This is a genomic window from Erwinia sp. S38, from assembly GCF_016624545.1.
Classification (GTDB): Bacteria; Pseudomonadota; Gammaproteobacteria; order Enterobacterales; family Enterobacteriaceae; genus Erwinia; species Erwinia coffeiphila.
This window is the reverse complement of sequence record NZ_JACVTS010000014.1, coordinates 65,541-78,466: the sequence shown is the minus strand read 5'-3', so window position 1 is coordinate 78,466 and position 12,926 is coordinate 65,541. Positions and strand designations below refer to the sequence as shown.

The window sequence follows — 12,926 nt, the reverse complement described above, 5'->3', positions numbered from 1 at the left end:
ATGACTATTCCCTACACTCACTGGCCTGATGAGCTGGCCGCACGCTATCGCGCGAAGGGTTACTGGCTCGATCGGCCGATGACGGATATTCTGCACAGCCAGGCTCAAAATACTTCTGTCGCAGTCATCGAAGGCGATCGGCATTACAGCTATCAGCAGCTGGCACAACTTTCCGATCGGCTGGCGGCGGCACTTCAGCGACGCGGACTGAAAAGCGGTGATACCGCCCTGGTTCAGCTCGGTAACGTCGCGGATTTTTACATGGTGTTTTTCGCCCTGCTTAAAATAGGTGTGGCACCGGTTAATGCGCTGTTCAGTCACCAGCGTAACGAGCTGGACGCCTACGCGTCACAGCTGCAGCCTTCATTGCTCATTGCCGATCGACAGCATCCGCTTTTCAGCAATGATGATTATCTGCAGCAGCTCAAACAGGCTATTCCGGCACTCAGCGTGATCGCCTTACGCAATGAACACGGCGTGGCGATGTCACTGGCGGGGATGGCCGATGAGGCAGCCGGAAGCTTCTCAGAAACACCTTCTGCGGCAGATGAGGTGGCTTTCTTCCAGCTTTCCGGCGGCAGCACGGGTACGCCGAAACTCATCCCGCGAACTCACAATGATTACTACTACAGCATTCGTGGCAGCGTTGATATTTGTCAGTTCAGCCGCAGCACCCGCTATCTCTGCGCCCTGCCCGCTGCGCATAACTATGCGATGAGCTCCCCGGGCGCGCTGGGTGTCTTTTACGCCGGTGGCTGTGTAGTGCTGGCACATGATCCCAGCGCTAACCTCTGTTTCCCTCTTATCGAAAAACATCAGGTCAACGTCGCCGCACTGGTTCCGCCTGCCGTCAGCCTGTGGCTACAGGCTATCCAGGAGTGGGGAAGCAATCGCGCCCTGGCTTCGCTGACTCTGCTGCAGGTTGGCGGGGCCAGGCTGAGTGAGTCACTTGCTGCTCGTATTCCCACGGAAATCGGCTGCCAGCTGCAACAGGTGTTCGGTATGGCCGAAGGACTGGTTAATTACACCCGTCTGGATGACGACAGCCAGCATATTCTGACCACCCAGGGGAGGCCAATCTCTGAAGATGACGAGGTCTGGGTAGCCGATGAGTTCGGTAATCCGCTCCCAGCCGGAACAACCGGACGTCTGATGACCCGTGGCCCCTACACGTTTCGCGGCTACTACAACAGCCCTGAACATAATGCCGCCAGCTTCGATCGTCAGGGGTTTTACTGCTCTGGCGATCTGATCTCCATCGCTCCCGATGGTTATATCACCGTGCAGGGGCGTGAAAAGGATCAGATCAACCGCGGTGGTGAAAAGATCGCAGCAGAGGAGATCGAAAATCTGCTGCTCCGCCACGCTCAGGTGATCCACGCCGCGCTGGTTTCGATGGAAGACAGTCTGATGGGCGAGAAAAGCTGTGCCTTTATTGTGGCACAGGGGGTGCTGAAGCCGGTGGCGCTTCGCCGCCATCTACGTGAGCTGGGCGTGGCGGAGTTCAAACTGCCGGATCGCATCGAATGTGTTGATTCCCTGCCCCTCACACCGGTCGGCAAAGTAGATAAAAAACGCCTGCGCCAGCAGCTTGCCCATACTCAGAGCCTCTAATTTTCAGGAGAGACCATGGCTATCCCTAAACTCCAGTCCTATCTGCTACCTACGCAGGCAGAGCTGCCGGTAAACAAAGTGAAGTGGGATTTTAACCCCGCACGTGCGGCGCTGTTAATTCATGATATGCAGGAATATTTCCTCAACTTTTGGGGAGAAAACAGTCCGTTGATCGATCAGGTAGTGGAGAACGTTGCTCGCCTGCGTCAGTTCTGTAAATCTCAGGGCATCCCGGTGTTTTACACCGCCCAACCCAACCAGCAGAGTGACCAGGATCGCGCGCTGCTGAATGATATGTGGGGCCCCGGTCTCAACAAGCATCCCGATCAGCAGCGAGTGGTCAGCGCGCTGGCACCCGATGAACAGGATCAGGTACTGGTGAAATGGCGCTACAGCGCTTTTCATCGCTCCCCGCTTGAGCCGATCCTTAAAGAAACCGGGCGGGATCAGCTGATTATTTGCGGCGTTTACGCCCACATTGGCTGCCTGACCACCGCGACCGATGCATTTATGCGCGACATTAAACCGTTTATGGTTGCCGACGCGCTGGCAGATTTCAGCCGCGAGGAACACATGATGGCGCTGAACTATACCGCCGGGCGCAGCGGAAAGGTGGTGATGACCTCAGAACTGCTGCCGGCAACAACACCAGCCAGTAAAGCCCAACTGCGCGCGCTGGTGCTGCCGCTGCTGGATGACGATGCAGAGGATCTGGATGATGCGGATAATCTGGTGGACTACGGTCTTGATTCCGTGCGGATGATGGAGCTCGCCGCCCGCTGGCGCCAGATCCATAGCGATATCGATTTTATTTCTCTGGCCAAAGATCCGAGTATCGATGGCTGGTGGAAGTTACTGTCACGGGAGCCAGCATAATGTCCGCCAGTTTCGATTTTACCGGTAAGCAGGTTTGGGTTACCGGCGCGGGCCAGGGCATCGGCTACCACACCGCGCTGGCTTTTGTTGCCGCTGGCGCTTCCGTTGTCGGCTTTGATAAACAGTTCTCGCAGAGCGATTATCCGTTCCAGCGGGAGATCGTCGATATCGCCGATCCGTGGCAGGTGAAGCGCGTCTGCGAAAAAGTGCTTTCCGATACCCAACATCTTGACGTGCTGGTCAATGCTGCCGGTATTTTACGTACCGGCTCCACCGAGGAACTGGCATTTACAGACTGGCAGGCCTGCCTGGCGGTTAATGCCGGAGGCGCTTTCAACCTGTTCCAGCAGACTCTGCCGGTATTTCGTCAGCAGCGTGCCGGTGCGATTGTCACGGTGGCTTCTAACGCAGCTCATGCGCCGCGTATCGGCATGTCGGCTTACGGTGCCTCAAAAGCCGCGCTGCGCAGCCTGTGCATGACCGTCGCTCTCGAAATGGCACCTTATGGCGTGCGCTGTAATATTGTTTCGCCGGGTTCAACGGATACCGCGATGCAGCGCAGCCTGTGGCAAACCCCGGCAGATGAACAGCAGATGATTGCGGGTTATCCGGAGCAGTACAAACTGGGCATCCCGCTGGGTAAAATTGCCCGCCCTGATGACATCGCCAGTGCGGTGATGTTCCTGGCTTCCGAGAGCGCCAGCCATATTATCATGCAGGATATTGTGGTTGACGGTGGGGCTACGCTCGGTGCATAAGCCGAAATCATTGTGGAAGCGCCAAAGTCATACTGAGGCGCTGAACCAAATGGCCCAGGGTAATATGATTGCCGGGCTTGGGATCTGCTTCACTCGACTGGCCGATGACCATCTGGAAGCAACCATGCCGGTTGATTCACGTACCCATCAACCGTTTGGCCTGCTGCACGGCGGTGCTTCGGTGGCTTTAGCGGAGTCACTGGGATCGATGGCGGGCTGGCTATGTTCGCAGCATGGGCAGAACGTGGTAGGTACAGAAATCAGCGCCAGCCATCTGCGGGGCGTATTCAGCGGTACGGTACGCGGCGTCTGTCGTGCTTTACACGCCGGGACGACCAGTCAGGTATGGCAGATTGAGATCTTTGACGATCGCGATCGGTTATGCTGCATTTCGCGCCTGACCACTGCCATTATCGGCTAATGAAAATAAACAGGGACGCCATGGCGTCCCTGTTTTCATCGCAGATTAGCGCTGATAGATAATTTCAACGCCTTCGTCGTCTTCATCATCCCAGTCATCATCCCAATCATCATCTTCTTCGACGGCAGGCTGTGCTTCTTCCAGCTGCTGACGATGGTAGTCGTCCCACATAAACTCCACTTTCTCTGGCTGCTTCGCTTCCAGTTCAGCTTGTTTCGGGTTGGCATTCATGAAGGACATAATGTCCCAGCATAATGCATTAACGCCTACACGATTCGCGGCAGAAATCAGGTAGTACTTGTCGGTCCAGCCCAGCGCATCGGCAATCGCCTTAGCACGTGCTTCGGCTTCTTCGCTGTCCAGCAGGTCCACCTTATTGAACACCAGCCAGCGCGGTTTCTGGAAAAGTTTCTCGCTGTACTTTTCCAACTCACCCAGAATAACACGGGCATTTTCCACCGGGTCACTTTCATCGATCGGTGCCAGATCGATGGTATGCAGCAGAACGCGACAGCGCTCAAGATGCTTCAGGAAGCGAATTCCCAGACCGGCACCATCTGAAGCACCCTCAATCAGGCCCGGAATATCGGCAACCACAAAGCTCTGCTCGTTATCCATACGCACTACGCCCAGGCTTGGTACCAGGGTAGTGAAGGGATAATCGGCAACTTTTGGTTTTGCAGCAGATACGGCGCGGATGAAGGTCGATTTACCCGCGTTAGGCAGGCCCAGCATACCCACGTCAGCCAGCAGCATCAGTTCCAGCTGCAGATCACGTTTCTCACCCGGCGTACCCATTGTTTTCTGGCGTGGAGTACGGTTAACGGATGACTTAAAGCGGGTGTTACCCAGCCCGTGCCAACCGCCCTTCGCGACCATCAGCAGCTGCTGATGGTGGGTCATATCGCCCAGCGTTTCACCCGTTCCCTGATCGATAACGCGCGTACCGACAGGAACTTTGATAATGATATCTTTACCACGTTTACCGGTGCAGTCACGGCTCTGGCCGTTTTGACCCCGTTCCGCGCGGAAGGATTTTTCGAAACGATAGTCAATCAGGGTATTCAGGTTTTCGTCGGCCTGCATGTAAACATCGCCGCCGTCACCGCCGTCGCCGCCGTCCGGTCCACCACGAGGAATATACTTCTCACGACGGAAACTGACGCAACCATTGCCGCCGTCACCTGCTACAGCCAGGATCGTCGCTTCATCAACAAACTTCATTTTACTTCTCCGTCACTCATTCGCCCGTGGCCCAGTGTCTTTGCACCGGAACGGGATTGCTCCGCCGTGGCCATAAGCGATGACCCATTGCGGAAAATATGGCACCTGGCCGGGCGCCAGTCACTCCGATTGACCCCTGAAACTTCAGAGGCGGAATGGAAAGCGTTCGAACCAGCCAGGCGATAATAATTCTGAAAACTTCAGCGTAAAGGCGTCAGCGTCTCTTTTTCGCCGACCAGTGCCACCCGTTCGATGAAAGGAATACCCCTCACCAGCAGCACCACTGAACATAAAGTGTACAGCAAAAACAGGATCTGTTGCGAGGCCAGTCGACGCAGTAGCATTCCTAACGGGCAGAATGTAAAAAGCCCCGCACTGAGATGCGGGGCTTTTAATTTCGCAGCAAGAAGTGACTTAAAAATCACTCTGCGGCTCGAAAACCTTACTCAGCAACGATGCTGATGTATTTACGGTTGTTCGGGCCTTTAACTTCGAATTTGACCTTGCCGTCTGCAGTTGCAAACAGGGTGTGGTCACGACCGCAGCCAACGTTGGTGCCGGCGTGGAATTTAGTACCACGCTGACGAACGATGATGCTACCTGCCAGAACTGATTCGCCGCCGAAACGTTTTACGCCCAGACGTTTTGCATTGGAGTCACGACCGTTACGAGTCGAGCCACCAGCCTTTTTATGTGCCATTTGTCAGATCTCCTCTTAGGCGCTGATGCCAGTGATCTTCACATCAGTGAACCACTGACGGTGACCCTGCTGCTTACGGTAATGCTTACGACGACGGAACTTAACAATCTTGATCTTGTCGCCACGACCATGAGCAACGATTTCCGCTTTGATCACGCCACCTGAAACTAAAGGCGCGCCGATTTTAACGTCTTCGCCGTTGGCAATCATCAGAACCTGGTCGAACTCAATAGTTTCGCCGGTTGCGATGTCCAGCTTTTCCAGGCGAACGGTCTGACCTTCGCTTACTCGGTGTTGTTTACCACCACTTTGGAAAACCGCGTACATATAAAACTCCGCTCTCGCGCTTGCCTTTTTTTGATTATCAGGCTGCGCTATAAATATTCACAATAGGGCGCGAATTCTACGCAACTTCGCTGCCAATGACAAGTGCCAGTTACGCTGTATTGCAGAAAAAAAACGCAACGTGCATGGGACGCTTTCACCGTTGTGTTTTTCAAGTACAATCTGTCATACATTTCATGCCACAGGCACGCGTAAAGGCGCTTATCATACCAGCAAACTGAGCGAGCGATAGCTGAACAGACTGATGAACTTAGAACAGATAAATGAACTTACCGCGCAGGATATGGCGGATGTCAACGCGACAATACTCGACCAGCTGAACTCGGACGTATCCCTTATCAATCAGCTGGGCCATTACATTATTAGCGGCGGTGGGAAACGTATCCGACCGATGATCGCCGTTCTTGCTGCACGCGCTATCAACAATTACGACGGCAAGCAGCACATCGCCGTGGCGGCACTGATCGAATTTATCCACACCGCAACGCTGCTGCACGACGATGTGGTCGACGAATCGGATATGCGCCGTGGTAAAGCAACGGCCAATGCGGCATTTGGCAACGCGGCCAGCGTACTGGTTGGTGATTTTATTTATACCCGCGCATTCCAGATGATGACCAGCCTCGGCTCGCTGCGGGTGCTGGCGCTGATGTCTGAAGCGGTTAACGTAATTGCCGAAGGTGAAGTGTTACAGTTGATGAACTGTAACGATCCGGACATCACTGAAGAAAGCTATATGCGGGTGATTTACAGCAAAACGGCTCGCTTGTTTGAAGCCGCCGCGCAGTCTTCCGGGATACTGGCAGGTGCCACCGCAGAGCAGGAACAGGCTCTGCAGGATTACGGACGCTACATTGGCACCGCTTTCCAGCTGATTGACGATCTGCTGGATTACAGCGCTGATGGTGCAACGCTTGGTAAAAATGTGGGTGACGATCTCAGCGAAGGTAAACCGACGCTGCCGTTGCTGCACGCCATGCGTAACGGTACTCCCGAGCAGACCAGCATGATCCGTAAAGCTATTGAGGAAGGTAATGGCCGCCATTTACTGGAACCAGTTTTGGAAACCATGAACCAGTGCGGCTCGCTGGAATGGACGCGCCGTGCTGCCGAGCAGGAAGCGGACAAAGCCATTACTGCCCTGCAGGTACTACCTGAATCTCCATGGCGCAGCGCACTTGAGGCACTTGCTCATATGTCTGTACAACGCGAATTCTGATTGAAAATGCGCGGAAATCCGCGCTTTTCATGATTCATCTTAGCCATTCCCCCACCGCCAGTCCTGATATTACTGCACAATGTAACGTTACATCATTTGTATCCACTTTTGCGTAGAGCTACGCAAAACTGGCTCTTGGCATAAATATTACTGGAAATTAAAGGAAACAAGTTGATATAAAGCTCTTATAAATTCCGTTACTATCGTCAGGGTTAATACGGTAAATACGGATGCGCAGGAAAAGACTTTCCCTGTGCAGATTATTTCCTGTTGTTTCCACAAGTGCACAAGGAGAAAGAGCACGTGGCCTATAATTCTCAAGACTGGCATCCTGCCGATATCATTGCCGCCCTGCGTAAAAGAGGCACTACTCTCGCCGAACAGTCGCGCCGCGCAGGCTTAAGCTCATCAACGCTGGCTAATACGCTATGCCGGCCGTGGCCGAAGGGGGAATGGCTGATTGCTGACGCTCTGGAGATACATCCGGCAGAGATCTGGCCCAGCCGCTATTACGATCCTAAGACAAAGCAGTTGATCGATCGTAAAAAACTGATCAGAAAATAAAAAGGGCCGGTATTGAAGACCGGCCCCTGCTAAAAGACTACAGGCAACGTTTATTCGTCACCGCTGACCCGCTGGATATTGGCACCCAGAGCCATCAGTTTGTCTTCGATATGCTCATAGCCACGATCGATATGATAAATACGATCGACGATCGTTGTACCTTCCGCAATACAGCCAGCCAGAACCAGGCTGGCTGATGCGCGAAGATCGGTCGCCATTACCTGAGCACCCGATAGCTTTTCTACACCGTGGCAAATCAGCGTGTTGCTTTCAATTTCACCGTGCGCTCCCATACGTACCAGCTCCGGTACGTGCATAAAGCGGTTTTCGAAAATGGTCTCAGTGATCACCCCAGTTCCTTCTGCTACCAGATTCAGCAGGCTGAACTGTGCCTGCATATCCGTCGGGAATCCTGGATGCGGCGCGGTGCGCACGTTCACGGCTTTCGGGCGCTTGCCGTGCATATCAAGGCTTATCCAGTCCTCGCCCACTTCAATGTCGGCACCCGCCTCACGCAGTTTGGCCAGCACAGCATCCAGCGTGTCGGGCTGAGCCGCACGGCAGACCACTGCACCACCGGAAATCGCAGCCGCCACGAGGAACGTACCGGTTTCGATACGATCGGGAAGCACGCGGTATACGCCGCCGCCCAGGCGCTCAACGCCCTCGATGGTAATGCGATCGCTGCCCGCGCCGGTAATTTTTGCACCCAGCGTATTCAGGAAGTTGGCGGTATCAACGATTTCCGGCTCGCGCGCAGCGTTTTCGATAATCGTTGTACCGGTTGCCAGCGTAGCGGCACTCATGATGGTTACCGTGGCACCCACGCTGACCTTATCCATGACGATATGCGCGCCCTTCAGGCGGCCATCCACCGAGGCCTTAACGTAGCCCTCTTCCAGCTTGATCTCAGCACCCAGCTGTTCCAGGCCGGTAATATGCAGATCGACCGGACGCGCGCCAATAGCGCAGCCGCCGGGAAGCGATACCTGACCCTGGCCAAAACGCGCCACCAGCGGGCCAAGCGCCCAGATAGAGGCTCGCATGGTCTTCACCAGATCGTATGGGGCACAGTAAACATCAACCTTACTGGCATCCATATGCACCGAGCCGTTACGCTCGGCCTTTACACCCAGTTGGCCCAGCAGCTTCATGGTGGTATCAATGTCCTTCAGTTTCGGGACATTCTGAATCTCTACCGGTTCTTCAGCCAGCAAAGCAGCGAACAGGATCGGCAGGGCAGCATTTTTAGCCCCGGAAATTGTGACTTCACCACTCAGCCGGGTTGGACCCTGCACACGAAATTTATCCATTGCAACTGCTCTCTGTTGTCAGACTAAAAATCTGCGGCTCAGCCCGCCCGCATATTATTGCGTGGTGGACAGCTGCCGCTTAGAAACCGTTTAACTTACGGTCACGCGCCCACTCTTCAGGAGTGTAAGTCTTGATTGAAACGGCGTGAATACGGTTGTCCGCAATGTAGGCCATCAGGGGTGCATAGACCGTCTGCTGCTTCTTCACGCGGCTCAGTTCACCGAATAACTCACCCACGGCAATCACCTGAAAATGGCTGCCATCGCCAGTGACGTGGACTTCCTGCAGCGGTAACGCGCTCATAAGCACGGACTGAATTTCACTATTTTCCATGATGCTTTCAAATTCACCTGATAATAAACAGGCACACATATTAGTGGAATCTGCCTTACTCTTAAACAAGCAATAAATGCCAGGATCGTCAGAAAAAGGCTAAATGAGAATGAAGAACGCTATACGTCGCTCAGGCCTGGAGGATCGGGGGGAACGAAAAGGGAAGCAAAGATCAACGAACTCAATATGTTCCGCAGGAGTACGGCGGCCTGAGCCGCCGTGCCCTGGATCAACGATTATCGGCAATAATTTCCTGAAGATTATACAGGGTAATCAGAGAACGGAGCTTATCGGGGATACCGGTGAAATGAGGTGTTTTGCCCTTTTGTAACGCGATTTGCCGCAGATGCACCAGTAATGCCAGCCCCGCAGAATCAACGCGATCCAGGCTGGATACATCAATAACCTCAGCCTGCTGCATTAATTGATCCCGCTGCTGCCATAGCGGCAGCAGGGTTTCGCGCTCCAGTTCACCGCTAAGACGGAGCAGGCCGGAGTCGACTGTCCAGCTAAGCAAATCTGCCGTCATGTTGCTCACTGCTGTTTGTCCAGCGTGATTGGCTGTTGCGCATAGGATTTCAGCCGCTCGGTCAAACCATCAATGCCTTTCTGTCGCAGGATGTCACTCCATTCGTTTTGTTTGGTAGTGATCATACTGACCCCCTCGGCAATCATGTCATACGCCTGCCATTCTCCCGTACGACTGTTTTTACGCCACTGGAAATCCAGACGTACCGGAGGGCGGCCATTTTTATCAATGATGGTAACGCGGATAGCAATGATATCGGCATTCCCCAGCGGCTGCTCGGGAGCTATCTGGTATGTCTGACCGTTGTAAAGCGCCAGAGCCTGACCGTAGGCCTGTGCCAGATAGTCACCAAAAGCGCTAAAATAGGCTTCTCGCTGTGCCGGAGTGGCCTCTTTGTAATAGCGGCCCAGCACCAACGCACCGGCATATTTTATCTGCACGTACGGCAGCAGTTCTTCTTTAACAACCTGACGCAGATAGTTTGGGTCCTGCTTGATCTTAGGTTGCTCATTCTTCAAACGATCGAAGGTTTTTGCTGCCGCTTCATTCATCATCGAATAAGGGTTAGTTTTATCAGCCGCCGCGTTAGCCGCAATCGGGGCAACGATCAGCATTGCCACCATCAGTAAACGTTTAAACATTACTTATCCTCTCCTGGAGTGTTAGCCACAGCCGGTTGCTCTGAAGCACCGTTATCATCTGCTTTGTCTGCGCTCTTATCGTTGCCATTTCCGCTTTTGTAGAGGAACTGGCCGATCAGATCTTCCAGCACCATTGCCGACTTGGTGTCCTGCAGCGTGCTGCCATCTTTCAGCGTCGCGGTACCCATTTCCGGGTCATCGAAACCGATATTCATCGCCAGAAACTGTTCGCCCAACAGGCCTGATGTACGTACCGCCAGTGAGCTGGTATCCGGGATATTGTTATACTTTTCATCAATATCCATAGTGACCCGCGGTGAGTAATTTTTCGGGTCAAGCGTGATATCCGTTACGCGGCCAATCACAACGCCACCCACTTTTACCGGCGATCCTGATTTTAAGCCGCCGATATTGTCAAAGGTAGCATAGAGTTTCCAGGTCGGTTCATTGCCGAGAGACTTCAGATCGGCAACGCGCAGACACAGAAAAACGATCGCGCAAAGCGCTAACAATAAGAAGGCACCTACCCAAATTTCGCTTTTTTTCGTTTGCATCGAATCAATTCCCAAACATCAGTGCCGTAAGCACAAAATCCAGACCGAGTACAGCCAGAGAGGCATGTACCACAGTACGCGTTGTTGCCCGACTAATCCCTTCAGACGTCGGAATGGCGTCGTAGCCGTTAAACAGCGCAATCCAGGTCACGGTAATGGCAAACACGAGGCTCTTAATCACGCAGTTGATAATATCAGTACGCACATCGACCGCATTCTGCATCGCTGACCAGAAGAAGCCACTGTCGATCCCTTTCCAGCTCACGCCAACCATCGCACCGCCGAGTATCCCCACGGCGACAAAAATCAGCGTCAGCAGAGGCATGCTGATCGCCCCAGCCCAAAAACGCGGTGAGACAATACGCCGCAGCGGGTCAACCGCCATCATTTCCATGCTGGAGAGCTGTTCCGTGGCTTTCATCAGACCGATCTCAGCGGTCAGCGCCGAACCGGCTCGTCCGGCAAACAGTAACGCGGTGACCACCGGCCCCAGCTCGCGCAGCAGAGACAGTGCCACCAGCATCCCGAGACTGGTTTCAGCACCATAGGTATTCAGCACCAGATAGCCCTGCAGGCCCAATACCATACCAATGAACAATCCGGAAACCACGATAATCAGTAGCGATAATACGCCAACGCTATAAAGCTGCTTTACCAACAGCGGCGCATGTTTGCGAAAACTGGGAACGCCGATAAGTGCATGGAAAAGCATCAATCCGGCACGGCCAAAGGCGGCACAGGTATTAATTCCCTGACGTCCTAGTGACGCCAGCGCTCGTAAAAACATCAGTATGTTAACTCCCTGAGCCGACTAAATCGTGAAGATAATCTCCCGCCGGGAAACGAAACGGCACCGGCCCATCAGCAATACCATCAATAAACTGACGCACGCGAGCATCATTATTCTCTCTCAGTTGAGGTGCCGTACCCTGGGCGATAACTTTCTGGTCGGCAATGATATACGCGTAATCAGCAATACTTAGTACTTCAGGCACATCGTGGGAAACCACAATGCAAGTGACACCCAGCGAATGATTTAGTTCGTCGATAAGCTTGACCAGTACACCCATCGTGATGGGGTCCTGACCAACAAAAGGTTCATCGAACATAATCAGGTCGGGTTCAAGCGCAATGGCTCGCGCCAGCGCAGCACGTCGCGCCATACCACCGGACAGCTCGGAAGGTTTAAGATTCGCCGCACCCCGCAGCCCCACCGCTTCCAGCTTCATCATCACCGTGCTGTGCAGCAACGCCGCAGGCAGCTGAGTGTGCTCGCGCAGCGGCCAGGCAACGTTATCGAAAACGCTCAGGTCGGTAAACAATGCGCCGGACTGGAACAGCATGCTCATTTTTTTGCGGGCGGCATAAAGACGGGAACGCGAAAGCGTAGGGATATTTTCACCGTTGAACCAGATTTCACCACTGTCGGGTGGTATCTGTCCGCCGATCAAACGCAGTAGCGTTGTTTTACCAATGCCAGAGGGTCCCATAATGGCGGTAATTTTCCCTTTGGGCACCGTAAGCGAGATGTTATCGAAAATAGACCTGTTGCCTCGGGAGAAACAGACATCCCGGACATCTACTAAATTCGTTTCCGTCTGGCCCATAGTTACCTCGATCCTCAATTCAGGCGTTAAATATACTTCCGATGGTAACGCATTAACCGCCGGACTGGACACTTTTACAGAAACTTACTGCAATCACTTCGCGAAAGCTGGCATAAGTTTTACTTTTTAGCTTTAGACCGTCAAAATCACGGGCATTAAAAAAACGTAACCAGAAACGCTTCGTCACATGCAGCAACCAACGATTATATCCGATAAAAGGACATTTC

Annotated in this window: 17 protein-coding genes; 6 read left to right on the top strand and 11 right to left on the bottom strand. The window is 53.5% G+C overall.

From position 1 onward, the window contains the following. The 4 genes from IBT46_RS16435 to IBT46_RS16420 are packed head-to-tail and all read left to right on the top strand — an operon-like array spanning position 1 to position 3,669. A complete protein-coding gene (locus tag IBT46_RS16435; RefSeq protein WP_200546551.1) occupies positions 1-1,614 on the top strand; it encodes a (2,3-dihydroxybenzoyl)adenylate synthase in 1,614 nt (537 codons plus the stop codon). Between the two features lie 15 nt (positions 1,615-1,629). Beyond that, positions 1,630-2,490 (top strand): isochorismatase family protein, encoded by an 861-nt coding sequence (locus IBT46_RS16430; RefSeq protein WP_200546550.1) that lies wholly within the window; start codon positions 1,630-1,632, stop codon positions 2,488-2,490. Next, a complete protein-coding gene (gene dhbA, locus IBT46_RS16425) occupies positions 2,490-3,248 on the top strand; it encodes a 2,3-dihydro-2,3-dihydroxybenzoate dehydrogenase (protein ID WP_200546549.1) in 759 nt (252 codons plus the stop codon). Before IBT46_RS16430 ends, dhbA begins: the two co-directional genes overlap by 1 nt. A 49-nt stretch (positions 3,249-3,297) precedes the next feature. Further along, positions 3,298-3,669, top strand: a complete 372-nt coding sequence (locus IBT46_RS16420) for a hotdog fold thioesterase (protein WP_200546548.1) — start codon at positions 3,298-3,300, stop codon at positions 3,667-3,669. A gap of 45 nt (positions 3,670-3,714) precedes the next feature. Here the strand turns inward: IBT46_RS16420 and cgtA are convergent, their stop codons facing one another. From cgtA to rplU, 4 genes are all read right to left on the bottom strand, one after another. Next, a complete protein-coding gene (gene cgtA / locus IBT46_RS16415) occupies positions 3,715-4,893 on the bottom strand; it encodes an Obg family GTPase CgtA (protein ID WP_105592933.1) in 1,179 nt (392 codons plus the stop codon). A gap of 200 nt (positions 4,894-5,093) precedes the next feature. Next, a complete protein-coding gene (locus IBT46_RS27720) occupies positions 5,094-5,237 on the bottom strand; it encodes a hypothetical protein (RefSeq protein ID WP_370569482.1) in 144 nt (47 codons plus the stop codon). 98 nt (positions 5,238-5,335) lie between these two features. Further along, positions 5,336-5,593, bottom strand: a complete 258-nt coding sequence (rpmA, locus tag IBT46_RS16405) for a 50S ribosomal protein L27 (RefSeq protein ID WP_017349604.1) — start codon at positions 5,591-5,593, stop codon at positions 5,336-5,338. A gap of 15 nt (positions 5,594-5,608) precedes the next feature. After that, a complete protein-coding gene (gene rplU / locus IBT46_RS16400) occupies positions 5,609-5,920 on the bottom strand; it encodes a 50S ribosomal protein L21 (RefSeq protein ID WP_004155106.1) in 312 nt (103 codons plus the stop codon). 262 nt (positions 5,921-6,182) lie between these two features. On the opposite strand from rplU, the gene ispB reads away from it, so the two are divergent. Then, complete coding sequence (ispB, locus tag IBT46_RS16395; protein WP_200546547.1) at positions 6,183-7,157, top strand: octaprenyl diphosphate synthase; 975 nt, start codon at positions 6,183-6,185, stop codon at positions 7,155-7,157. 303 nt (positions 7,158-7,460) lie between these two features. Beyond that, the gene (locus tag IBT46_RS16390; RefSeq protein ID WP_105592931.1) at positions 7,461-7,721 is read left to right on the top strand and encodes a helix-turn-helix transcriptional regulator; all 261 of its coding nucleotides are present in this window, start codon (positions 7,461-7,463) and stop codon (positions 7,719-7,721) included. Positions 7,722-7,771: 50 nt separating this feature from the next. On the opposite strand, the gene murA is transcribed toward IBT46_RS16390, so the two are convergent. The 7 genes from murA to mlaF all read right to left on the bottom strand — a co-directional run bounded on the left by murA (position 7,772) and on the right by mlaF (position 12,699). Beyond that, positions 7,772-9,034: a UDP-N-acetylglucosamine 1-carboxyvinyltransferase gene (gene murA, locus IBT46_RS16385; protein ID WP_200546546.1), complete on the bottom strand. Its 1,263-nt coding sequence runs from the start codon at positions 9,032-9,034 to the stop codon at positions 7,772-7,774. 79 nt (positions 9,035-9,113) lie between these two features. Continuing rightward, the gene (gene ibaG, locus IBT46_RS16380) at positions 9,114-9,368 is read right to left on the bottom strand and encodes a BolA family iron metabolism protein IbaG (protein ID WP_105593107.1); all 255 of its coding nucleotides are present in this window, start codon (positions 9,366-9,368) and stop codon (positions 9,114-9,116) included. A 229-nt stretch (positions 9,369-9,597) separates the two neighbouring features. After that, on the bottom strand, positions 9,598-9,897 hold the full coding sequence (gene mlaB / locus IBT46_RS16375; RefSeq protein WP_200546545.1) for a lipid asymmetry maintenance protein MlaB: 300 nt from the start codon (positions 9,895-9,897) through the stop codon (positions 9,598-9,600). Positions 9,898-9,902: 5 nt separating this feature from the next. After that, positions 9,903-10,538: a phospholipid-binding protein MlaC gene (gene mlaC, locus IBT46_RS16370; RefSeq protein WP_105592928.1), complete on the bottom strand. Its 636-nt coding sequence runs from the start codon at positions 10,536-10,538 to the stop codon at positions 9,903-9,905. Further along, positions 10,538-11,092, bottom strand: a complete 555-nt coding sequence (gene mlaD, locus IBT46_RS16365; RefSeq protein ID WP_200546544.1) for an outer membrane lipid asymmetry maintenance protein MlaD — start codon at positions 11,090-11,092, stop codon at positions 10,538-10,540. The genes mlaC and mlaD overlap by 1 nt, the downstream gene beginning before the upstream one ends. Before the next feature lie 4 nt (positions 11,093-11,096). Further along, positions 11,097-11,879, bottom strand: coding sequence for a lipid asymmetry maintenance ABC transporter permease subunit MlaE (gene mlaE, locus IBT46_RS16360; RefSeq protein WP_105592927.1), 783 nt, complete (start codon positions 11,877-11,879; stop codon positions 11,097-11,099). A gap of 7 nt (positions 11,880-11,886) precedes the next feature. Then, a complete protein-coding gene (mlaF, locus tag IBT46_RS16355; RefSeq protein ID WP_200546543.1) occupies positions 11,887-12,699 on the bottom strand; it encodes a phospholipid ABC transporter ATP-binding protein MlaF in 813 nt (270 codons plus the stop codon). Positions 12,700-12,926 lie beyond the last annotated feature (227 nt).

Bases quoted from the DNA above. Each gene is read 5' to 3' on its own strand.
- IBT46_RS16435 (WP_200546551.1), top strand. From the start codon at position 1: ATGACTATTCCCTACACTCACTGGCCTGATGAGCTGGCCGCACGCTAT.
- IBT46_RS16430 (WP_200546550.1), top strand. From the start codon at position 1,630: ATGGCTATCCCTAAACTCCAGTCCTATCTGCTACCTACGCAGGCAGAG.
- dhbA (WP_200546549.1), top strand. From the start codon at position 2,490: ATGTCCGCCAGTTTCGATTTTACCGGTAAGCAGGTTTGGGTTACCGGC.
- IBT46_RS16420 (WP_200546548.1), top strand. From the start codon at position 3,298: ATGGCCCAGGGTAATATGATTGCCGGGCTTGGGATCTGCTTCACTCGA.
- cgtA (WP_105592933.1), bottom strand. From the start codon at position 4,893: ATGAAGTTTGTTGATGAAGCGACGATCCTGGCTGTAGCAGGTGACGGC.
- IBT46_RS27720 (WP_370569482.1), bottom strand. From the start codon at position 5,237: ATGCTACTGCGTCGACTGGCCTCGCAACAGATCCTGTTTTTGCTGTAC.
- rpmA (WP_017349604.1), bottom strand. From the start codon at position 5,593: ATGGCACATAAAAAGGCTGGTGGCTCGACTCGTAACGGTCGTGACTCC.
- rplU (WP_004155106.1), bottom strand. From the start codon at position 5,920: ATGTACGCGGTTTTCCAAAGTGGTGGTAAACAACACCGAGTAAGCGAA.
- ispB (WP_200546547.1), top strand. From the start codon at position 6,183: ATGAACTTAGAACAGATAAATGAACTTACCGCGCAGGATATGGCGGAT.
- murA (WP_200546546.1), bottom strand. From the start codon at position 9,034: ATGGATAAATTTCGTGTGCAGGGTCCAACCCGGCTGAGTGGTGAAGTC.
- ibaG (WP_105593107.1), bottom strand. From the start codon at position 9,368: ATGGAAAATAGTGAAATTCAGTCCGTGCTTATGAGCGCGTTACCGCTG.
- mlaB (WP_200546545.1), bottom strand. From the start codon at position 9,897: ATGACGGCAGATTTGCTTAGCTGGACAGTCGACTCCGGCCTGCTCCGT.
- mlaC (WP_105592928.1), bottom strand. From the start codon at position 10,538: ATGTTTAAACGTTTACTGATGGTGGCAATGCTGATCGTTGCCCCGATT.
- mlaD (WP_200546544.1), bottom strand. From the start codon at position 11,092: ATGCAAACGAAAAAAAGCGAAATTTGGGTAGGTGCCTTCTTATTGTTA.
- mlaE (WP_105592927.1), bottom strand. From the start codon at position 11,879: ATGTTTTTACGAGCGCTGGCGTCACTAGGACGTCAGGGAATTAATACC.
- mlaF (WP_200546543.1), bottom strand. From the start codon at position 12,699: ATGGGCCAGACGGAAACGAATTTAGTAGATGTCCGGGATGTCTGTTTC.